Here is a 21857-nt window from a genome sequence, read left to right on the forward strand (position 1 = left end):
GCGCCGGCGCTTCCGCGGAAGCGCCGGGTGCCACGTCCCCGCCGCCCGACCAAGGCCTGCCGAGATCCCCTCCCACGGGGCACCTCGGTGGAGCGCTGGGAGGGCCGGATCGGCGGCCTCCTGCACGACCTCGGCCGGCGCACCGAGGGCGGCTCCTACGAGCGGCCGTTCCGGTACGTTTGCGGGCGGTGGTCCGCTGGTGACTGGGGCAGTCGATGCCCGACGGCGGGGCTGGTTCGGGTGGGCGGCGTCGCCTTGCGCATCCGGGAGAGGTGGGCTCGATGCGGGTACTGCGACCGGGGCAGCGTGCGGAACTGTTCATCGTCGATGTCGAGACCGGTGAACGGCGGCTCGTGTACGAGAGTTCCGCGCTGCTGTTCGAGGCCCCGAACTGGACGCCGGACGGCAAGCACCTGCTCGTCAATGCCGAGGGTCTCCTGTACCGGCTCCCGATCGACGGCGGACACCTCGCGGAGATCCCGCTCGGGGGGATCCCGCCGATCAACAACGACCACGTGCTCAGCCCCGACGGCGAGACCGTGTACGTCTCGGCCGACGACGGTCACCTCTACGCGATCCCGTTCGCGACCGGCCTGCCGCGCCGGGTCTCGAACGACCACGGCGACGACTTTCGCCATTTCCTGCACGGTGTATCCCCGGACGGGGAGACCCTCGCCTACATCGGCTTGCGCACCGAGGCCGGCGGCGCCGTCACCACGAATGTGTTCACTCTCCCCGTCTCGGGCGGCGAGGACACCCAGCTGACCGACGACCCGTTCCCGAATGACGGGTCCGAGTACAGCACGGACGGCAGGTTGATCTACTTCAACTCCGAGCGAGCCTCCGCCAACCCGGGACACGCGCAACTGTTCCGAATGTCCACGGACGGCTCCAGCGTCGAGCAGCTGACCCACGACGAACGGGTCAACTGGTTCCCACACGTGTCCCCGGACGGTGAGCGCATCGTGTACGTCAGCTTTCCGCCCGGCACGATCGGGCATCCGGCTGACCACGACGTCATCATCCGCCTCATCGAGCCGGACGGCGCCGTGCGCGACCTGGTCTCGCTCTTCGGTGGCCAGGGCACGATGAACGTCCCGAGCTGGTCACCCGACAGCAGGCAGGTCGCGTACGCCGCCTATCCGTTGCGTTCCTAGCCCGAGCGGCGCCAACGCATGGAGGCATTCGGGCGTTCGTTCAAGACGGCGGACGAGTCGGACTGGCATGAGTGCCGGTCCTGGGACGGGACGCTCGACGACGGCCGAGCCAGTGACTGACCGGGCACGTCGTCTGGGCGGAGCTCGATCCGGTGCGCGGCCGGGAGCACGCCGGGCGCCGACCGACGCTCGTCGTGGCCAGCGATCTGTACTTGGAGCAGGCGGACACGCTCGCGATCGTCCTTCCGGCGACGACGACCGATCGGGGACGGCCCAGCCATGTACGTCTACGCGGTCCGCGGCGCGGGCTGTCGACGCCGACCTTTGTCATGACGGAGCAACCGCGAACCGTCCCGGGATCGCGTCGTCGGCAACGTCGGGGCGGTGGACGCCGCGACGATGCGTGAGGTGGACGGCTGGGTGCGGGACTTCTTCGAGTTGCCCTGACGGGGCCGAGCAACGGTGGGCCCGAAGGCTAGCCCGCGGGCGTCGCTTCCTCCTTCGACTCTTCCTCGCCGGCCTTTGGTGCGGCTTCGCCGGTGCGCTCCTTCACGAGCTCCTTGGCCTTCGCTGCCGCGCTTCTCGGCGCCGCAGGCATGGCGAAGATCGTCGTCTGACGATCCAGACGAAGATCGGGACGATCGCGCGATTGCCGTCTGAGTCTGCCGACTCCTCCACGCTCACCTCGGATGCCTCATCCACCTCGGTCTCGAGGTAGGCCTGCAGCGCACAGGTCTCATGGACGCGGTCGATCCGGGGACCTTCATCCCGACAGGACGGCCCGCGACTCCCACGGGCGCAGCACGACGTCCCCGGAGGCGTCGGGAAGAAGATGGGTCGCCAATAGCACCTGCCCATCGGCGATGCCGAGGTCGGTGGAAGCTGACGCCGGTGTGCTGGACATGTTCGCGACCACGGTGAGCACCTGCGTCCCGAGGGTGCGCCGGTAGGCGAAGACCTGCTCGTGTTCGGGCAGCAGCAGCTCGAAGTCGCCGTCGACCACCACGGGCAGGGTGTGGCGCAGCTCGATGAGGCGCCGGTAGTGGTGCAGCACCGAGCCGGGGTCGGCCCATCCGGTGTCGGCGTTGAGCTGCGGGTAGGCGGGGTTGACCGGGAGCCAGGGCGTGCCGGAGGTGAAGCCGCCCTGCGGGGCGTCGGTCCACGGCATCGGCGTGCGGGCGTTGTCCCGGCCCATCACCGAGACCGCGGCGAGCACGTGCGCCGGGTCCGCTCCGGCGCGGACGGCCTCCCGGTAGTGGTTGAGGGTCTCGACGTCCCGGTAGTCCTCGATGCCGGGCCACGAGGTGTTCGTGAGCCCGAGCTCCTCACCCTGGTAGACGAACGGGGTGCCGCGCATCAGGTGCAGCACGGTGCCGAGGGTCTTCGCGGACGTGACGCGGTGCTCCGGTGCGTCGTCGCCCCACCGGGACACGATCCGCGGCTGGTCGTGGTTGTTCCAGTAGAGCGCGTTCCACCCATCGCCGAGGCCCTGCTGCCACGCGGCCAGGTTCGCCTTGAGCGCGGGCAGGGACAGTGCCTGGGCATCCCACTTGCCCCCGGGGCCGTGGTCGAGGGAGACGTGCTCGAACGTGAACACCATGTCGAGCTGGGGTGTGGCGGGGTCCGTGATCGAGCGTGCCAGCGGCAGCGTCACGCCGGGCATCTCCCCGACCGTGACGAGCACGTCCCCGGAGCGGGCACCACCCGCGAACACCTCGCGGTGCAGCTCGCCGAGGAACTCCTGCAGCCGGGGACCGTTCGTGTAGTGCGCGGAGCCGTCCGCGAGCCCGGTACCCGCGAGGGCGGGGGAGTCCGCGCCGTCGGGCAGGGACCCGTCGGCCCGGACCGCCTTGGAGATCAGGTTGATGACGTCGAGACGGAAGCCGTCCACGCCGCGGTCGACCCACCAGCGCAGCATCTCGTGGACGGCGGTCCGCACCTGCGGGTTCTCCCAGTTCAGGTCCGGCTGTTTCGCGGAGAACAGGTGCAGGTAGTACTCACCGGAGGCCTCGTCCCATTCCCACACCGGGCCCGAGAAGAAGCCGTGCCAGTCCGTCGGCTCCGCGCCGGGCGTCCCGCCGACGTGTCCGGCGCGGGGCGGCCGCCACCAGTACCAGTCCCGCTTCGGCGACTCGCTCGAGGCCCGCGACTGCGCGAACCAGGGGTGCTCGTCGGAGGTGTGGTTGACCACCACGTCGAGGATGATCCGCATGCCGCGCGCGTGGACGCCGTCGATCAGCTCGTCGAGGTCGGCGAGGGTGCCGAACACCGGGTCCACGTCCCGGTAGTCCGAGATGTCGTAGCCGTTGTCGTCCTGGGGTGAGGGGTAGACCGGCGAGAGCCACAGCACGTCGACGCCGAGCCGCTCGAGGTGGTCCAGGCGGCCGATGAGACCGCGCAGGTCCCCGACGCCGTCGCCGTCGGAGTCCGCGAACGAGCGCGGATACACCTGGTACACCACGGCAGAACGCCACCACGGCCCGGTCACGAGGCCGCCCCTTCGAACACGGGCGCCAGCCGCGGCCACGCCGCCGCGCGCACATACACCGGTACGACGGCGGGGGGAACCTCGCGCGTGTGGGTCGCCCGGCCGTGGTGTGCTTCGCCCGTCCAGGCGTCGACCCAGTCGCCCGCCGGCAGGTACGTCGCCCAGGTGGCGGCGCCCGGGTCGGTCACCGGGTGCACGAGCAGGTCGTCGCCGAGCCCGAACTGCAGCGGCCACCGCCAGATCTCCTCATCGTCGGCGTGGTCGAAGAACAGCCCGCGCATCAGTGGGCGGCCGGTCTCGATGGCGACCCGGGCCTGCGCGGTCAGGTACGGCACCAGGCGCTCGCGCAGGTGCGCGAGCCGCCGGAACTCCTCGACCACCTCGGGGTCGCCGTTCACCTCGGCCACGTACCAGGGGGTGCGGTCCCGCATCGGCCGGCGATGGTGGTTGAACTCCGAGTGGTACTGCATGATCGGCATGAACGCCGACGCGGCGGCGGCCCGCAGGTACAGCTCGGCATCGGGCGGGGGACCGGAGAACCCGGCCAGGTCCCAGCCCCAGTAGACGATCCCGCAGGCCGAGGCGGTGATCCCGGCCGTGACCGACGCCCGGAACGCCTCCCAGGTGGAGTCCTCGTCACCGGCCCAGTGGATGCCGTGCGCCTGGGAGCCGGTGAACCCGGCCCGCGAGAACGTGACCGGCGCCTTGCCGTGCCGGCGCAGCAGGTCACCGAACGCCCGCGCGTAGTGCACCGGGTACCGGTTGTTCCCCTCGTCGCCGCGGGTGCCGTCGCCGTACCGGAGGTCGTGGCCCCAGGCGTGCTCGCCGCCGTCGGTCTTGAAGCCGTCCACGTCGAGGTCGGCGAGCAGGTAGTCGCGCTTCGCGGTCCACCACTCGCGGGTGTGCTGCGTGGACAGGTCCGGCATGAGCGACTGCGGGAACCACCATCCGCGGTTGTGGTACGGGGTGCCGTCCGCCTCGAGGACGGCGTGGCCGCCGTCGATCAGGGCCCGCCCGTCCGCGTACACCTGGGCGTCCGCGGGGACGTCGGGGCCGAGGTCGTGGCTCGTCTTCAGCAGCGGGATCTGCCACAGGATCACCTTGACGCCGCGCTCATGGAGCTCGGCGACCATGGCCCTCGGGTCCGGCCAGGCGCCGCCGGCCGGGTAGCCGATCTCGGCGCCGGTGTGGGGTGCACCGTCGGGGTGCAGCGGGTAGGTGGCGTCGCGGAACAGCATGATGCCCTGCTCGTCGCTCCACGCCTCGATCACCACCACGCCGACCGGGATGTCCAGGCTCGCGTGGGTGTCCATCCGGTCCATCACGAGGTCCCGGGTGTTCCACTCGTTCCCGGACGCCCAGAGCCGGAACACCCAGTCGGGCAGCTCCTGCGCACGGCCCACCTCGGCGGTGAAAGCGGCGACGACGGCGGCCGGGTCACCGGTGTAGACGCCGACGTCGAGGTGCTCGTGCGGCTCGCCGCCGAGGTCGACCTCGATCACGAGGGCGTCCGGTGTGGAGGCGCCCACGTCGAACCAGGACCGCCGCGAGGTGCGCAGGTGGAAGCCCCACGAGTCCGAGGGTGAGACGACGTGGGCGAACGGCATCGGCAGGTAGGTGCGTCCGGCCGCGGCCTGGCCCTTGTACTGCTCGAACACGACGGCGTCCAGGGTGCGGCCGCGCTGGTCGACGGCGTCGAACCGCTCCCCGAACCCGACCACGTGCTCGTCCGGCTCCAGGGCGAGCGCGAACCGGACCCGGTGCACGCCGGTCTCGTCGCGCAGCCACTGCACCGACCCGGGCAGGAGCCGATCGGCGCCTGCGCCGCTGGCACGGCCACCACCAGTGCCGTTGCCGCCGCCGGAGAACGTGAGGTCACCGGCGCCGGTCACCCAGGTGACCGGCTGCAGGTCGAACCAGTCGCTCTCCTCGGACGCTCCGCCGTCGGCCTCCGCCCGGAACCGGTACCGCACCGGACCGGTGACGGGCGGGCTGACGACCGACCACGCACCGTCGTCGTCGAGCGCCGCCGCCTGGGCGGCGGCGAGGTGACCCTCGCCGCCGGCGAGGGCGGCGGCAGCGCCCGCGTCCACCACCGCGGGGGTGAGCGGCAGGGAGAGGGGCGGTGCGCCGTCGGGCCTCCACTCGCAGACGACCGCCCGCACCTCGGGCGCGGCGATGACGCCGAGGCGGACCGGCTCGCCCATCTCGGGCCGGACCGGGACGCGCTGGTCGGCCGAGGTGGCGTACGGGTGCTCGATGCCGAACGGGCGGTGGGTGAGCAGGGTCATGACTCTCCTGTGCTGGGGCGGGACGGTGCGAGACGGATCAGAGCAGCGCGGTGACGCGTTCCTGGGCGCTGGTGAGTGCCTCCTCGACGCTCTTGCGGCCGGCGGCGGCCTCGGTGAGCTCCTCGGTGACGATGTCCTGCATCTCGGTCTGGCTCTCGATGGCCGGGGGCAGCACGATCGCGTCGAGGGAGTCGAACACGGCCTGCCGGTTCGTCGGGGGCGTCTGCTCGAGGTACGGGGCGAGCAGGGACTCGTCGGCCACCGGCGGCAGCTCCCACCCGGTGTCCAGGCGCATCTGGACCATCGCCTCGGAGGAGGTGAGGTACTCCGCCCACGCCTGCGCCGCGTCGGTGTTCGCCGACCGTGCGGAGACCACCGCCGTGTTGGAGAACATCGCCGACGCGTTCTCGGTGTTGCCGGGCTCGACCGCGATGTCCCAGGCGAAGTCGACGTCGGCGAGCGGGCCGAACATCCAGATGCCGGTGTGCCACATCGCGAGCTGGCCGGAGGTGAACAGGTTCGTGTCGAAGTCGGGGGTCCCGGCGCCGTCGGCGGTCGTCGGCATCACCGTCCCGGACTTCTCGACGAGCCACTCGGCGGCCTCGATGCCCTCGGGCGAGGCGAACGTGGCCTCCGTGCGGTCCTCGCTGAGGAACTCGCCGCCGTTCTGGGCGAGGACCTTGTAGAACTCGTGGAAGGAGATCGGCTGGTAGTCGCCCCAGGTGCCGGTGGCGGTGTCGGTGAGGGCCTCGGCGGCGGCGCGCTCGTCCGCCCAGGTCCAGTCCGCGGTCGGCGGCTCCACCCCGGCGGCCTCGAACAGGTCGGCGTTGTAGAACAGCACCACGTTCGAGAACGACTCGGGCAGCCCGTACTGGGTGCCGTCCAGCTGGAACGCCTCGAGCAGCGACGGCTTGTACGCGGCCTCGTCGACGCCCTCGAGCGGGGCGAGGGAGCCGTTGAGGGCGTAGGTGACGAAGTTCTCGTAGTTCAGCTCGAACACGTCCGCCTCGGTGCCGCCGGCGACGGCGGTCTGCAGCACGGTGAAGTAGTCGTCGTAGGGGAAGGTCTCGACCTCGACCGTGATGCCGGGGTTGTCCGCCTCGAAGGCGTCGACCACGAGCGCGAGGTTCTCCTCGTTGCCCCCGTTGGAGGAGAAGTTCATGTACGTGAGGGTCGTCTGGCCGTCCCCGGAGCCCTCGGCGTCGGTGGGGTCGTCGTTGCTGGCCGAGCCCTGCGAGCAGGCGGTCACGGCGAGGGCGACCACGGCGCTGGTGGCCAGGAGCCGAGCGGCTCGGCGGCGGTGCGGAGTCATGGTGGGACCTTTCGGTGGGGCGGCGACGTCGCCGCGGATGGGTGGGGTTACTTGAGGCCGCTGTGGGCGAAGCCGGCGATGATGTAGCGCTGGGCGAAGATGTAGACGATCGCGATGGGCAGGACCGAGACGACCGATCCCGCCATCACGACGTTCCACTGGGTGGTGAACTGGCCCTGGAGCGTGGCCAGGCCGAGCGGGAGCGTCATCAGCTCGGGGGAGCGGATGACCACGAGCGGCCACAGGTAGCTGTTCCAGCTCCCCATGAACGCGAACACCGCCACCGTGGCCAGGGCCGGCCGGGTGAGCGGAAGCACGACCTGCGCGAAGATGCGCAGGTGATGGGCGCCGTCGAGGGTGGCGGCCTCGTCCAGCTCGCGCGGCACGCTCTCCATCGACTGCTTCAGCAAGAAGATCCCGAACGCCGACGCGATCGACGGCGCGAGCAGGGCGAAGTAGGTGTCGGAGAGCTGCGCCCGGGTCATCTGGATGAACAGCGGGACCACCAGCACCTGCAGCGGCACCATGAGGGTCGCGAGGTACACCGCGAACACCGCCTGGCGGCCGGGGAACGCGATCCGGGTGAACGCGTACGCGGCCATCGCGCCGGTGATGAGCTGGAACAGGGTCGAGGCGATCGCGATCCAGAACGAGTTGGCCACGATGCGCCACATCGGCATCGCGTCGAACAGCTGCCGGTAGGCGTCCAGGGTGGGGTCCTCGACGAGCAGCGTGGGGCCGCTCGCCAGCGTGCCGTCGGGGGTGATCGACGTGATCACCGTCCACAGGAACGGGAACAGCATGACGGCGGCGCCGAGCGTGAGGGCGAGCGCCCAGAACAGCTTCGGGAGGGCCCGACGGCGGCCGGTCCGGCTCTCGGGGCGGGTGGCGGTGAGCTCAGGCATAGGTCACCCACCGGCGCTGGCCGCGGATCTGGATCGCGGTGATGACGAGCACGAGGGCGAACAGCAGCCAGGACAGGGCGGAGGCGTCACCCGCGCGTCCGTACCGGAAGGTGAGGTCGTAGATCTGCCCGACCACGACCTGGGTCGCGCCGGCCGGGCCGCCGTCGGTCATGACGTTCACCTGGTCGAACACCTGGAAGCCGTTGATCAGGGAGATCACGACGACGAAGAACGTCGAGGGTGAGAGCAGCGGCAAGGTGATGTGCCAGAACCGGCGCCAGGCGCCGGCGCCGTCGACGCGTGCGGCCTCGAGCACCTCCTGCGGGAGGGCCTGCAGCCCGGCGAGCAGGATGACCATGACGAAGCCGAGGTCCTTCCAGACCGAGGCCAGGATGATCGACGGCATCGCCCAGGTGGGGTCGGTCCACCAGCCGGGCTCCGGTAGCCCGATGGCGCCGAGCACCGTGTTGACGAGGCCGTTGGACGGGCTGAGCAGCCACTGCCAGACGAGGGCCACCACCACCCAGCTCGTCACCACGGGCAGGAAGTACGCACCGCGCAGGAACGCGATGCCGGCCATCGCCCGGTTCAGCGCGAGGGCCAGGCCGAGGCCGCCGATGTAGACCAGCGGGAGGTAGCCGAGGATGTAGGTCGCGGTGTTGGCGAACACGTCCCAGGTGCGCGGGTCCGCGAGGAGCTCGCGGTAGTTCTCCAGGCCCACCCACTCCATCGGCGAGATGAGGTTCCAGTCGTGCAGGCTCACCCAGGCCGAGGAGATCATCGGCACGAGGGTGAACGCGGTGAGTGGGATCGCGCTGGGGAGCAGGAACAGCAGCGCCCAGCCGAGGGTGCGCCAACCACGCCGTCGGGTGTTCGTGCGCTTCGGACTCGCGGCCCTGGGATCGGAGCGGGGTCGGCTCGCCACGGGTGCCGGTGCGGTGCTCATCGCATCGCCGCCGCACTGCCGGTGTGCAGGCGGGCCCGGATGAGCCGGCCCTGGTCGCCGCTTGCGCCGGCCGCGTCGAACGGGGTGTGCAGCACCAGCGCCGCGGCCCCGGCGGCCCAGCGTTCGTCCGACCAGGACTCGACGGCGAACGGGAGGCTGCGGCGGCTCGGCAGCAGGTGCCGGCGGAACGCCCGCTCGAACGACTCCTCCCAGTGCGGCCAGCAGTCCGTGCCCTCGCCGAGCAGGACCACGATCTCGGGGGCCACGGTGTGCACCACCCCGGCGAGCGTGCGCCCGAGCAGGGCGCCGGCGTCGGCGAACACGACTCGGGCGGCGGCGTCACCGTCGTCCGCGGCCTTACGCAGGGCTGCCTTGCCGCTGCGTGGCCCGATGGCCCCGGCGGCCTGCGCCGCGCGCACGAGGGCTTCATCGCCGATGAAGGCCTCCAGGCAGCCGGTGTTGCCGCACCCGCAGACCGGGCCGTCCGCCGCCACCGGGAAGTGGCCGATCTCGCCGGCGCCGCCGTCGGTGCCGCGGTGCAGGTTTCCGTCCACCACGATGCCGCAGCCGATGCCCCGGCCGATCGTCACGATGAGCGCCGAGTCGTGGGCGCTGGCGGTGCCGTAGAGGCGTTCGGCCACGGCGAGGGTGTTCACGTCGTTGTCGACCAGGACCGGCAGGTCGAGTGCGCGGCGCAGGAAGGTGCCGACCGGGACCTCGCGCCAGCCCAGGGTGGGTGCCTGCACCACGCCACTGGCCTGGTCGTCCACGGTGCCGGGCACACCGACGCCGATGCCGAGGAGCAGGCCGTCATAGCGGTCGATCGACGCCGCGAGCAGGCGGGCCAGCACGTCCAGCGCGTCGGGGCTGGAGGGGTCGAACGGTTCGTTGAGGATGTCCCGGACCGCGCCGTCGAGACCGACCTGGACCGTCGTCACGTGGTCCGCGGTCACCTTCGCGCCGATCGCGCCGACCCCGGCGCCGTCCACCAGCCCGAGCAACTGCGCCGGCCGCCCGCCGCCGGAGGGCACCACGTCGAGTTCGGTGATCACGCCGAGACTCAGCAGCGACTTGGTGACCTGGGTGATGGTCGCCGGGCTGACCCGCAGGGCGCGGGCGAGCTGGGCCCGGGACATCGGCCCCTTGGCACCCAGCGCGGCAATGACACTCGCCGGCCCGAGCTCTCCCCGGTCCGGCAGTGACGTCCGTGTCCCAGTCATGACACCTCTTCGTTCGCGACTTAATTTAGCCACATATTAAGAGGACGGATCGACCTACGTCAACGGCTGTCACTCGTGAGACGCGAGCTGGGTTGAGCCCGTGCTCCTGGTCACGCGGCCCGTCCTGACCGTCGGCGATCCGCACGGCTCGCGCCGACGCGACTCCGTTCGTGCGCCGGCACCATTCGTAGGATGAGCCCGTGGCCGCACGCACCCCGTCCGTTCGGACGCGCAGAGTGATCCAGGCCGTGTGGATCGTCGGGTTCGTCTTCGGCACGAGCACCCACGTCGTCGACCTGGTGGTCAGCGGAATGGATGTCTACGCGGGCTTTCCCACGGGGGTCCGCCTGTTCTGGACCTCGCTGACGGTGCTGGATGCCGCCACGGTCGCGCTGATCGCGGTGCGACGGCGCGCAGGTGTGATTCTCGGGGTCGCCGTGATCCTCACCGACATCGCCGTGAACTGGACCATGTTCGCCACGCGTGGCGGCTTGGCGCCCTTCGGTGTGGTCAACCAGGCGCTGTTCGCCGTGTTCATCCTGGGCACCATGCGCGTCCTCTGGACGTGGTTCGAGCGGCCACCGCCCGCCGAGTGACGCCGGCACGGTCGCCGTGTTGGTCCGAGGCTTGCCTCTACGATCTCGAGGACGGCCTATTCGGCCGGTGCAGGGCCGCGAGGCGTGAACGAGATGGAGCGAGATGAGCGACAGACAGCTGGTATTTCGAGACTCGCAAGGACACCAGCGCTCGTTCACGATGGGCGATCGCGACCACCTGAAGTTCTCCAAGGCGTTCGACACCTTCCTCAGGAAGCATGTGAGCGAAGAGAACTCGACCTTTCGTCTGGAACGCGTGCTCACCGACGAGGTGATGGTCATCGAGACGTCGCTCGGCATCATCGGTCGCGTGCGAAACGGTGACAGTCCCGAGGCCACCTACCGCCGCTACGAGCGGCGCACCGACGGCGCCGAGCTGCAGTTGCGCTTCGCCTTCCGCGGTTACGAGGCTCTCGACGCGCACGGCCCGTGGGTATCGGATCGCGAGACGCTGCTTCCGGACGACTCGTTCGAGAATCTCGAGCTCGCCTGGGCGCGGGAGTTGGACAGGCGCGAGCAGCGACGCCGGGAGATCGCCGCGATGCCGAAGCTCGACAAGAAGGCGCTGAATCAGTTCTGCAGGGCCTGGGCGGACACTGGCTACAACGAGTACGTGAGCGACTCCGAGGTGTACTACGTGCTGTTCGACGGCCGAACGCTCGACGAGGCGGGCGCGGCCCGGGACGAGCTGCTGACGGCGATCGAGACTCTGGGCCTGGCCCTCGTCGAGCCGCAGGCAGGCGCCCCCGCCGGTGAGGTGTGGGTGCGCTCCGATCCGCGTGTCGATCTTGAGCTCGAGAAGTGGGCCTGAGCCTCCATCCACCAAGGAACCGGGCGCTGTCCTTCACGCCTCGGGCGGTTTCGTGAACGGATGCGTGCGAGGCTCGGTACGTGTACGACCAACCGTTCGTCGGCGAGCCCTCTACCGACCCGGCTCTGCTGAGGACCCTGGCGGCCGCGGGCCTGCCAGGAACCGGACGCTTCCTTCGCAAGGCCGGCTGGGTCAGCCGCGTGTGGGTCGGCGACGAACACGTCGTGCGACTGAACAACGACGAGCGGTTCCGCGACGCGTATCGCCACGAGGCAGGCGTTGTCGACCTGCTCGCCGGCAGCGAGGTTCCACACGCCCGGATCCTCGCCCACGGCGACGGCCCGGACGGGCCGTGGTACGTCTCCGAACGCCTGCCCGGCCGGACCCTGTACGACGCATGGCCGGCGGCGGACTCGCGCACGCGTCAGGCGATGATCGAGAGCCTCGGCTCTGCGTTGCGCGCCCTTCACCGCGTCCCCGTGCCGGCCGACCTGCTGCCGCCCTGGCTGACCGACGCCCTCTCCGGCAAGCCGTGGCCGGCGTTCCACCCACCCGTCGTGGGTGCCGCGGTCCAGCAGGTCGAGGCGGCCAGGCGACTGCCCGGTCAGGACGCGCGCCTGCTCGCGGACGTCGCGGACTGGATCCAGGAGCGGCTGGCGTTGTTCGTCGCCGACGAACCCGTCCTCGTCCACGGTGATCTCCATGGATCCAACGTGATGGTCGACCAAGGGCGCGTCACCGGTCTGATCGACTTCGCGGAGGCGCTGGCTCAGCCGGCGGATGTCGAGCTCGACACGATCCTGCGCTGGTGCGCGAAGGCCCGGGAGTACCCACCCACCCCCGACGAACAGGGGCTCGACGAGACCACCCTCACAGACGTCCCCGGGTGGTTGCACGGCGCGTATCCGGAGCTGTTCGCGCGCGAGCACCTGCGCGAGCGGTTGAACTTCTATGACATGTACGGGGAGCTCGCGCTCTACGCACACCACCCCCAGCCCGACGTTCGGGAGGCGGCGAAGGACCGCATCGCTCGCCTGCTCGCCGGCCGCAACCATCTGGATGGACTCGTCTGGTAGGCGCGGCCACACGGGATCTGACCTGCGCCCGAGTCCGGGCTCGCACTCCCGCGCACTCCCCGGTGGCCGACGTCCGCCGTTGCCGCCACAGTGGCATCCGTAGGGCAAGGACCCTCGAGGCGATGCGGAGGTGCGTGATGGCGCGATCGATCTGGACCGGTGCGTTGGCGTTCGGGTTGGTGAACGTGCCCGTGGGCCTGTACTCGGCCACCGAGGACAAGACGATCCACTTCCGCCAGTTCGCGAAGGGCACCTCCTCACGGATCCGGTACAAGCGGGTCAACGAGGACACCGGCCGGGAGGTCGACTACGAGGACGTCGTCAAGGGCTACGAGCTGGACAACGGGGAGTACGTGCTCCTCGACCCGGACGAGCTCGACGAGATCGCACCCGGCCGCTCGCGCACGATCGACATCACCGACTTCGTCGACGCCGAGGACATCGACCCCATCCACTACCAGAAGACCTACTACCTGGCGCCGGCGAACGAGAGCGCCGAGCGCGCCTACCGGCTGCTCACCGCCGCCATGGAGAAGACCGACCGGATCGCCGTCGCGAACTTCGTGATGCGCTCCAAGCAGTACCTGGCCGCCGTGCGCCCGCACAACGGGGTCCTGACGCTGGAGACGATGTTCTTCGCCGACGAGATCCGCGACCCCAAGTCCGAGCTGCCGCGGGTGCCGGCGGCGCGCAAGCCCGGCGACAAGGACCTGAAGATGGCGACGTCCCTGATCGAGTCCATGACCTCGGAGTGGGATCCCGCGAACTACGTCGACACCTACCGCGAGAAGGTCCTCGACCTGGTGCAGGCGAAGGCCAAGGGCGAGGGCGTCGTCACCCCGAGCGACGCCGAGGAGGACGAGGGTGGTGGCGTCATCGATCTGATGGAGGCGCTGCGCAAGTCGGTCGAAGCATCCCGTCAGCACAAGGCCGGCAACCGCCATCAGGCCGGTGGGCTCGAACGCAAGACCAAGGAGTCGGGCGACGCACCGGACGTGGCGGCGAAGTCGAAGAAGGAGCTGTACGACCTGGCGAAGGACTACGACATCGACGGCCGCTCGCAGATGACCAAGGAGGAACTCGCTGACGCGATCACCCAGGCGGCCAAGACCCAGAAGAAGGCCTCATGACCAGCCCCACCTCCGCCGTCACCACGGCTGCCGTGCCGTGTTGCGGTTCGGCGCACCTGCGCCACTGCCACGGCACCTGGATCGTGCACGCCGACGAGACCCAGTCCTGTTCCGATCCCGGGTGCGGCACACCCGGTGAGGCCCACGCGCTCATCATGGTCTGCGCCGACCTGGAGCCAGGATGCCGATGCCTGCCAGCGGCCGAGGCGTAGTCCCGGATGTCCCGACCGCCGGGTGCCTCGAACGCTCGGCGCGCGCACCAGCCGCGTTGCTGGCAGCCTCGGTTCAGAGCCGGGCGGCCCGCCGAGGCACCTCCCAGGTGCCGGCCGCCGGCAGGTGAGGGAGGTCGCTGGCGATGCCACGCGGAGACGTCGAGACGTTCCATGAGGACGGGCAGTGGAAGAACCGCCGCGAAGGAACCGAGCAGGCGTTCAGCATGCACGAGGACAGGGACGAAGCGATCGCGGTCGGGCGCGAGGAGGCACGCACCGGGGGCGTGGACCACGTCATCAGGAACGACGACGGCACGGTCGGCGAACGGTCGAGCTACGGACCCGATCCGCGCGATGCCCAGGGTCCCCGCGACATCCACGGCTGATCCCGGTCTCGGTGTCCGCGCCGTCAGACGTTCGGGTCAGCGGATGCGGTGACTCCCGGGTGCCTGCCGTCGGTCGCTTCCGCGGAAGCGCCCCTCACTCCCAGTACGCGTGCTCCCGCGCCGGGAACGTCCCGGCCCGAACCTCGGTGGCGTAGTCGGCCGCGGCCCGCTCGAGCTCGGCCCCGATCTGCGCGAACTGCTTCGCGAACCGTGGCGCCCAGCCGCCCATGCCGGCCATGTCCAGCCAGACCAGCACCTGCCCGTCGCAGGAGGGACCGGCGCCGATCCCGATGGTCGGGATCGCAAGGATCTCGGTGGCCCGGGCCGCGACCGGCGCGGGCACCATCTCGAGCACGATCGCGAACGCACCGGCCTCCTGCAGCGCGAGGGCGTCCTCGCAGAGCAGTTCGGCGGCGTCCTCGCCGCGGCCCTGGACGCGTTTGCCGCCGAGGACGTTCTCCGACTGCGGGGTGAACCCGAGGTGCCCCATCACCGGGATGCCGGCGGAGGTGAGCAGCCGCACGTGCTCGGCCACCCGGGCGCCGCCCTCGAACTTCACGGCCTGCGCCCCGGTCTCCTTCATCATCCGGACCGCGGAGGCGTGGGCCTGCGCGGGGCTGGCCTCGTAGGACCCGAACGGCAGGTCCGCCACCACCATGGCGCGCTTGGTGGCCCGGGTCACCGCGCGGGCCGCGGGGATCAGCTCGTCCATCGTCACCGGGATCGTGTTGGCGTGGCCGAGCATGTTGTCGCCCATCGAGTCCCCGACGAGCAACATGTCGATGCCGGCGGCGTCGAAGATCCGCGCGGTCGCCGCGTCGTAGGCGGTCAGCATGGTCAGCCGTTCACCGGCTTCCTTCGCGGCCTGCACGTGCTGCACGCGCACCCGCCTGGGCTTGTCCCCTCCCACCGGGGGTAGTGCGGACTTCGGCGAGGCAGGGGTCTCCTGTGACATGCAGTCAAGCCTAGTCCGGCTCGGACTCGGAGAATGCGTTCGTGATCGGCAGCCGCCGGTCGCGCCCGAACGCCATCGCGGTCACCTTCGGCCCGATCGGGTACTGGCGCCGCTTCCACTCGGCCCGGTCCACGAGCCGCACCACCGTCTCGACCGTCTCCTCGTCGAACCCGGACGCGAGCAGGTCCTCGCGCCCGAGCGCGTTCTCCACGTAGGCGTCGAGCACGTTGTCCAGCAGCTCGTAGTCCGGCAGCGACTGGTCGTCGCGCTGCCCGGGTCGCAGCTCGGCCGACGGCGGCTTCGTGATCGAGTTCTCCGGGATCGGCTCCACCTCGCCGCGGTCCAGGGCCCTGGCGTTCCGGAACCGGGCCAGCTCCCACACCCGCGTCTTGGACACGTCCTTCAGCGGCGCATACCCCCCGACGGCGTCCCCGTAGATCGTGGAGTAGCCCACCGCGAGCTCGCTCTTGTTGCCGGTCGCGAGTACCAGGTGCCCCTCGGCGTTGGACAGCGCCATCAGGATCACTCCACGCATCCGTGCCTGCAGGTTCTCCTCGGCCGTCCCCGAAAGATCCAGCTCGCCCTGGAACGCGGACACCATCGGCGCGATCTCCTGCACGCGGTAGTCCAGCCCGATGCGTTCCGCCGTATCGAGAGCGTCCGACCGGGAGTGGGAGGACGAGTAGACCGACGGCATCGACACCCCGACCACGTTCGCCGGCCCGACGGCGTCCGCCGCGATCGCGGCCACCAGCGCCGAGTCGATCCCACCGGAGAGCCCCAGCACCACCGAGCGGAACCCGTTCTTGGAAGCGTAGTCCCGCAGTCCGAGCACCACCGCGTCATACATCTGCTCGGTGTCGTCGGCCCGCCGCGCGAACGAGGAGTCCCGGACCGCCGTCTGCCCCGGGGCAGACACGTCGAGCACCGCCAGGTGCTCGACGAACGTCGGCGAGGACGCGAGCAACTCGCCGTCGACATCCACAACGAACGATCCGCCGTCGAACACCAGATCGTCCTGACCCCCGATCAGGTTCACGTACGCGACCGGGGCGCCCACCTCCCGGGCCCGTTGCGCCGCCAGGCGCACCCGCAGCGGCGCCTTGCCGCGCTCGTAGGGGGAGCCGTTGATGACCAGGAGCAGGTCGAGGCCCTCGTCGGTGAGCTGCTCGACGGTGCCGCCGTCGCGCCAGATGTCTTCGCAGATCGCCAGCCCCACGCGCTTACCCGCCACGTCCACCACCACCGGGTCGTTTCCGGAGGCGAAGATCCGGAACTCGTCGAACACCCCGTAGTTGGGCAGGTGGTGCTTCGTATAGTGCGTCACCAGACGCCCCTGGTGCAGCACCACCGCGGTGTTCGTCGGCCGCCCGTCCGCGGCGGTGCCCAAGGCGCCGAGGACCACGACGGCGTCGCCCGCCCCCGCCGAGACCAGCTCACCCGCCAGCGCGGACAGCCGTGCGGCCGCCGAACGCTGGAACGACCCCCGCACCGCGAGGTCCTCGATCGGGTACCCGGTCAGCACCATCTCCCCGAACGCGATCAGGTCCGCGCCCTCGGCCGCGGCGGCGGAGGCGACCCGCAGCACCGTGGCGGCGTTGCCGTCCAGGTCGCCCACGGTCGAATTGGTCTGGGCGAGTGCCACCCGAATGCTCGTCATGGCACGGAAGCCTACGACTCACCTGACATGATGGTCCCGGCACCGGCGAGCACCGGAAACACAGACGGGAGCAGTGCATGGACAGGCAGCAGGAGTACGTGCTTCGAGCGATCGAGGAGCGTGACGTCCGGTTCATCCGACTGTGGTTCACCGACGTGCTCGGCGTGCTGAAGTCGGTGGCCGTGGCCCCGGCCGAGCTCGAGGGCGCGTTCGCCGAGGGCATCGGCTTCGACGGCTCCTCCATCGAGGGCCTGGCCCGCGTCTCCGAGTCCGATCTGGTGGCCCGCCCGGACCCGTCCACGTTCCAGGTGCTGCCCTGGCGCGGCGGCAAGCACGGCACCGCCCGGATGTTCTGCGACATCCTCACCCCGGACGGTGAGCCGGCCGCCGCGGACCCGCGCAACGTGCTCAAGCGCGCCCTGGCCAAGGCCGCGGACGCCGGGTTCACCTTCTACACCCACCCCGAGATCGAGTTCTACCTGTTCCACCCGCAGGAGAACGAGACCGACCCGCTGGTCCCGATCGACACCGCCGGCTACTTCGACCACGTCGCCCGCGGCCAGGGTCACGACTTCCGCCGGGCCGCGATCACCCTGCTGGAGTCGATGGGAATCTCGGTGGAGTTCTCCCACCACGAGGCCGGCCCCGGGCAGAACGAGATCGACCTGCGCTACGCCGACGCCCTGTCCACCGCGGACAACATCATGACGTTCCGCTCGGTGGTCAAGGAGGTATCGATCGAGCAGGGCTTCGTCGCCTCGTTCATGCCGAAGCCGATGGCCGGCCAGCCCGGCTCGGGCATGCACACCCACCTGTCTCTGTTCGAGGGGGACACCAACGTCTTCCACGCCCCGGGCTCGAAGTACGGGCTGTCCACCACGGCCCGCCAGTTCATGGCCGGGCTGCTGGTGCACTCGGGGGAGATCACCGCCGTCGCCAACCAGTTCGTGAACTCCTACAAGCGCCTGTGGGGCGGGCAGGAGGCCCCGAGCTACAAGTGCTGGGGCCACAACAACCGGTCCGCGCTGCTGCGGGTGCCGATGTACAAGCCGGGCAAGGGCCAGTCCGCGCGGATCGAGTACCGCGGCATGGACTCCGCGGCGAACCCCTACCTCGCGCTCGCGGTGCTGCTGCGGGCCGGGCTGAAGGGCATCGAGGAGGGCTACGAACTGCCCGAGGAGGCCGAGGACGTCGTCTGGGAGCTGTCCGACGGCGAGCGTCGCGCCCTGGGCATCGAGCCGCTGCCGGGCAGCCTGGAGCAGGCCGTGGAGGCCATGGAGCGCTCCGAGCTGGTCGCGGACACGCTCGGGGAGAAGGTGTTCAACTTCTTCCTCGCGAACAAGCGGCAGGAGTGGACCGACTACCGGGCGCAGGTGACCCCCTACGAGCTGGCCCGCGTCGGCCTGATCTGAGGATGAACCGCTTATTCCCGACGGCGCAGGGTCGCCCGGGCGGTCGGGTCGCCTCGTGCGCGGGTCCAGACGGGCACGCGTCCGTGAGCGGATCCAGGTGAGCAGGGCGCCGTCGCTGAACGCGACGCTGGCGCGCGCCGGCTTCGCCGACGCCGCACGCGCCGCAGACCTGTGGGAGTCGCCGTTCCTGGCCGGGGTGCTCGCCGCCTGCGAGGCGGGCGCCGCGCCCGACGAGACGCCCGGCACCGCCTCCACGGCCTTGATCGGCGACGTCGCCCGGGCCGCCGACCCCGACCTCGCGCTGCTCTCCTTGGCCCGCCTCGGCGAGGTCGACCCGGACCGGGCCGCACGGTTGACCCAGGTGCTCGCGGATCCGGCCGGCGCCCGGACCAACCTGATCGCCGTGCTCGGGGCGTCGGTGGCCACGGGGGACTGGCTGGTCGCCCACCCGGGCGACGTGGAACTCGTGCTGCGCCCCCGCGGCGGCGTGGCCGCGGACCCGGCGAACGTGCGCGCGCTGCTGCTCGAATCGGTCGGCGCGGACCCGGACTCGGCCGTTCCGGTCGCGTCCGTACGCGCCAGCGACGGCTCGCTGAACGAGATGCGCCGTGCCTACCGTCGCGCCCTGCTGACCATCGCCACCGAGGACCTCACCGCCCACGACCCCGAGGCGTTCCTGCCCGAGGTCGGCGCCGCCCTGGCCAACCTCGCCGCCGCCGCGCTCGAGGCGGCCCTGGCCCTGGCCCGCGCGGAACTGACCGACCACGGCGCCGGCGTGCGCCTAGCGGTCCTCGGCATGGGCAAGACCGGCGGCCGGGAGCTCAACTACATCTCCGACGTCGACGTCATCTACGTCGCGGAACCGGTCGACGGGGCCGACGAGGCGGACGCCCTGCGGGTCGGGACGAAACTCGCCGCCACCCTGGCCCGGATGTGCTCGATGCCCGCCCGCGAGCCAGCCCTGTGGGAGGTGGACGCCGCGCTGCGCCCCGAGGGCAAGAACGGCCCACTGGTGCGCACCCTCGCCTCGCACGTGTCCTACTACGAGCGCTGGGCCAAGACCTGGGAGTTCCAGGCTTTGCTCAAGGCCCGGCACGTGGCCGGCGACGCGGACCTGTCCGTCGACTACCTCGCCGCGACCCGCCCGATGGTGTGGGAGGCCGCCGGCCGGGAGAACTTCGTGGAGGACTCCCAGGCGATGCGCCGCCGGGTCGAGGACAACGTGCCACCCGCGGAGGCGGACCGGCAGATCAAGCTCGGCCGCGGCGGCCTGCGGGACGTCGAGTTCACCGTGCAGCTGTTGCAGCTGGTGCACGGCCGCACCGACGAGACGATCCGGTCCGCGAACACCCTCCGGGCGCTGGCCTCGTTGTCCGCCGCCGGGTATGTGGGCCGTGACCACGCCGCCGAACTCGCAGCCTGCTACCGGTTCCTGCGCGTGCTCGAGCACCGCGTCCAGCTGTACCGGATGCGCCGCACCCACCTGCTCCCGACGTCCGAGGATGGCCTGCGCCGCCTGGCCCGCTCCATGGGCCGCAACCCGCTAGGGGACGTGCCCGACGCCAACGCCCTGATGCAGCGCTGGCAGGCCACCCGCCGCCGGGTCCGCCGCCTGCACGAAGACCTCTACTACCGACCCTTGCTGCCCGCCACCGCGAGCCTGTCCGCCGACGAGGTCTCCCTCGACCCCGAGGCCGCGAAAGCCCGCCTGCAGGGCATCGGCTACCGGGACCCGGCCGGCGCGTTGCGGCACATCAAGGTCCTCACCGAGGGCATCTCCCGCCGCGCCGCCATCCAGCGCCAATTGCTGCCGGTGATGCTCGGCTGGTTCGCCGAGGGCCCCGACCCCGACGGCGGCCTGCTCGCCTTCCGCAAACTCTCCGAGGAACTCGGCGGCACCCACTGGTACCTGAAGATGCTCCGCGACTCCGGTGCCGCCGCCGAGCGCTTGGCCACGCTGCTGTCCTCCTCGAAGTATGTGGCCGACTCGCTGATGCGCACCCCCGAGGCCGTCGCCTGGCTCGGCGACGACCGCGAACTCACCCCCCGCACCCCCGAGGCCCTCGCTGCCGCCATGAACGCGATGCTGCTGCGCCGCGACGACCCCACCGACGCCGCCCAGGCGGTCCGGTTCCTGCGCCGCCGAGAACTCACCCGCGGCGCCATCGGCGACGTCCTCGCCGACGTGCCCGTGACCACCTGCGCCGCGGTGATCTCCCCGGCCGCGGACATGGCCCTGCAGGGCGCCGTGCGCATCGCCACCCAGACCGCGACGGCGGAACTGGGCCTGGACGCGGACCCGTCCCGATTCCTCGTGGTAGCCATGGGCCGCCTCGGCGGCGCCGAGATCGGCTACGCCTCCGACGCGGACGTCCTCTTCGTGCACGACCCGCGCGACGGCGCCGACCCGAAGCAGGCCCAGGACTGGGCGGTCCTGGTCGCCACCACGATCGCGTCCCTGCTCGGCAAGACCGGCCCCGAGCCGGTGCTGCCAGTGGACTCCCAACTCCGCCCCGAGGGTCGGCAGGGCCCCGTGGTGCGCACCATCGACTCCTACGCCGAGTACTACCAGCGGTGGGCCCAGGGCTGGGAACGCCAGGCTCTCCTGCGCGCACGTTCGGTGGCCGGCGACAACGACCTGGGGGAGCGGTTCACCTCACTCATCGACCCGCTGCGCTACCCGGCCGACGGGATCGACCTCGCCGAGATCCGCGAGCTGCGCCGGATCAAGGCGCGGGTGGAGTCCGAGCGCCTGCCCCGCGGTGTGCCGGCCACCCACCACCTGAAGCTCGGCCGCGGTGGCCTGAGCGACGTGGAGTGGACGGCCCAGTACCTGCAGTTGTGCCACGCGGGCACGACCGAGACCCTGCGAACCACGTCGACGCTGGAGGCGCTGGCCGCGGCCCGGGACGCGAACCTGATCACCGACTCCGACGCCGAACACCTCACCGCCGCCTGGGAGCTAGCCACCCGGCTGCGGAACGCGATCGTGCTCAGCACCGGGCGGGTGAGCGGGCAGAAGGTGGACGTGCTGCCGTCCGAGCGAGGCGAGCTCGCCGGGGTGTCGAGGCTGCTCGGCTATCACGCTGGGCACGCCCGGGACCTGGAGGAGGACTGGCTGCGGACAGCACGGCAGGCGCGGGTAGTGATGGAGCAGGTGTTCTTCGGGTGAACTTCGGGACACGAGAGCCCCTCTTGGGCGGCGTGCGTCCGATGCTTGATGGCCTAGGTGTACATCGAAACCTCCAAAAGGTACCCTTTGGTTGTGTGATCGAATCCAGTTGAACTCGTGCGATCCTC

General features: G+C 70.9%; 18 protein-coding genes. 10 read left to right on the top strand and 8 right to left on the bottom strand.

The window, feature by feature from the left end; translation table 11 throughout:
- Nucleotides 1-281: 281 nt before the first annotated feature.
- Nucleotides 282-1157, top strand: coding sequence for a TolB family protein (locus tag EXU48_RS19270; protein ID WP_133109314.1), 876 nt, complete (start codon nucleotides 282-284; stop codon nucleotides 1155-1157).
- Nucleotides 1158-1273: 116 nt separating this feature from the next.
- Nucleotides 1274-1564, top strand: a complete 291-nt coding sequence (locus tag EXU48_RS25520) for a type II toxin-antitoxin system PemK/MazF family toxin (protein ID WP_407938758.1) — start codon at nucleotides 1274-1276, stop codon at nucleotides 1562-1564.
- A gap of 356 nt (nucleotides 1565-1920) precedes the next feature.
- Here the strand turns inward: EXU48_RS25520 and EXU48_RS19280 are convergent, their stop codons facing one another.
- From EXU48_RS19280 to EXU48_RS19305, 6 genes are read right to left on the bottom strand one after another with little or no spacing between them, the layout of a single operon-like run.
- A complete protein-coding gene (locus tag EXU48_RS19280; protein ID WP_133109315.1) occupies nucleotides 1921-3645 on the bottom strand; it encodes a glycoside hydrolase family 13 protein in 1725 nt (574 codons plus the stop codon).
- On the bottom strand, nucleotides 3642-5936 hold the full coding sequence (locus tag EXU48_RS19285; RefSeq protein WP_207947829.1) for a glycoside hydrolase family 31 protein: 2295 nt from the start codon (nucleotides 5934-5936) through the stop codon (nucleotides 3642-3644). The genes EXU48_RS19280 and EXU48_RS19285 overlap by 4 nt, the downstream gene beginning before the upstream one ends.
- Before the next feature lie 37 nt (nucleotides 5937-5973).
- On the bottom strand, nucleotides 5974-7248 hold the full coding sequence (locus EXU48_RS19290; RefSeq protein WP_133109316.1) for an ABC transporter substrate-binding protein: 1275 nt from the start codon (nucleotides 7246-7248) through the stop codon (nucleotides 5974-5976).
- A 47-nt stretch (nucleotides 7249-7295) separates the two neighbouring features.
- Entirely contained in the window at nucleotides 7296-8153 is an 858-nt protein-coding gene (locus tag EXU48_RS19295; protein WP_133109317.1) for a carbohydrate ABC transporter permease, read from the bottom strand.
- Entirely contained in the window at nucleotides 8146-9099 is a 954-nt protein-coding gene (locus EXU48_RS19300) for a carbohydrate ABC transporter permease (protein ID WP_133109318.1), read from the bottom strand. The genes EXU48_RS19295 and EXU48_RS19300 overlap by 8 nt, the downstream gene beginning before the upstream one ends.
- Nucleotides 9096-10319, bottom strand: a complete 1224-nt coding sequence (locus EXU48_RS19305) for an ROK family transcriptional regulator (RefSeq protein ID WP_133109319.1) — start codon at nucleotides 10317-10319, stop codon at nucleotides 9096-9098. Before EXU48_RS19305 ends, EXU48_RS19300 begins: the two co-directional genes overlap by 4 nt.
- A 200-nt stretch (nucleotides 10320-10519) precedes the next feature.
- Here EXU48_RS19305 and EXU48_RS19310 point away from each other — a divergent pair, with 200 nt between their 5' ends.
- From EXU48_RS19310 to EXU48_RS19335, 6 genes are all read left to right on the top strand, one after another.
- Nucleotides 10520-10915 carry a hypothetical protein gene (locus EXU48_RS19310; RefSeq protein ID WP_133109320.1) on the top strand — a complete coding sequence of 132 codons (396 nt, stop codon included), beginning with the start codon at nucleotides 10520-10522 and terminating at the stop codon, nucleotides 10913-10915.
- Between the two features lie 160 nt (nucleotides 10916-11075).
- Nucleotides 11076-11726, top strand: coding sequence for a hypothetical protein (locus EXU48_RS19315; RefSeq protein ID WP_133109321.1), 651 nt, complete (start codon nucleotides 11076-11078; stop codon nucleotides 11724-11726).
- Nucleotides 11727-11806: 80 nt separating this feature from the next.
- A complete protein-coding gene (locus EXU48_RS19320) occupies nucleotides 11807-12802 on the top strand; it encodes a phosphotransferase family protein (RefSeq protein WP_133109322.1) in 996 nt (331 codons plus the stop codon).
- Between the two features lie 137 nt (nucleotides 12803-12939).
- A complete protein-coding gene (gene ku, locus EXU48_RS19325) occupies nucleotides 12940-13932 on the top strand; it encodes a non-homologous end joining protein Ku (protein ID WP_133109323.1) in 993 nt (330 codons plus the stop codon).
- Entirely contained in the window at nucleotides 13929-14144 is a 216-nt protein-coding gene (locus EXU48_RS19330) for a hypothetical protein (RefSeq protein WP_133109324.1), read from the top strand. Before ku ends, EXU48_RS19330 begins: the two co-directional genes overlap by 4 nt.
- Nucleotides 14145-14287: 143 nt before the next feature.
- Nucleotides 14288-14530 (top strand): DUF2188 domain-containing protein, encoded by a 243-nt coding sequence (locus EXU48_RS19335; protein ID WP_133109325.1) that lies wholly within the window; start codon nucleotides 14288-14290, stop codon nucleotides 14528-14530.
- Nucleotides 14531-14624: 94 nt separating this feature from the next.
- Here EXU48_RS19335 and panB read toward each other — a convergent pair whose 3' ends face one another.
- On the bottom strand, nucleotides 14625-15485 hold the full coding sequence (gene panB, locus EXU48_RS19340) for a 3-methyl-2-oxobutanoate hydroxymethyltransferase (protein ID WP_133109326.1): 861 nt from the start codon (nucleotides 15483-15485) through the stop codon (nucleotides 14625-14627).
- Nucleotides 15486-15495: 10 nt separating this feature from the next.
- Nucleotides 15496-17145, bottom strand: coding sequence for an NAD+ synthase (locus tag EXU48_RS19345; RefSeq protein ID WP_133109327.1), 1650 nt, complete (start codon nucleotides 17143-17145; stop codon nucleotides 15496-15498).
- 77 nt (nucleotides 17146-17222) lie between these two features.
- Between EXU48_RS19345 and glnA the strand changes: the two genes are divergently transcribed.
- Together glnA and EXU48_RS19355 are read left to right on the top strand one after the other, a co-directional pair.
- Complete coding sequence (gene glnA / locus EXU48_RS19350) at nucleotides 17223-18557, top strand: type I glutamate--ammonia ligase (protein WP_133109328.1); 1335 nt, start codon at nucleotides 17223-17225, stop codon at nucleotides 18555-18557.
- A gap of 97 nt (nucleotides 18558-18654) precedes the next feature.
- The gene (locus tag EXU48_RS19355) at nucleotides 18655-21729 is read left to right on the top strand and encodes a bifunctional [glutamine synthetase] adenylyltransferase/[glutamine synthetase]-adenylyl-L-tyrosine phosphorylase (RefSeq protein ID WP_165962898.1); all 3075 of its coding nucleotides are present in this window, start codon (nucleotides 18655-18657) and stop codon (nucleotides 21727-21729) included.
- Nucleotides 21730-21857 lie beyond the last annotated feature (128 nt).

Origin of the sequence: Occultella glacieicola (assembly GCF_004353825.1) — a bacterium.
Lineage (GTDB): Bacteria > Actinomycetota > Actinomycetes > Actinomycetales > Beutenbergiaceae > Occultella > Occultella glacieicola.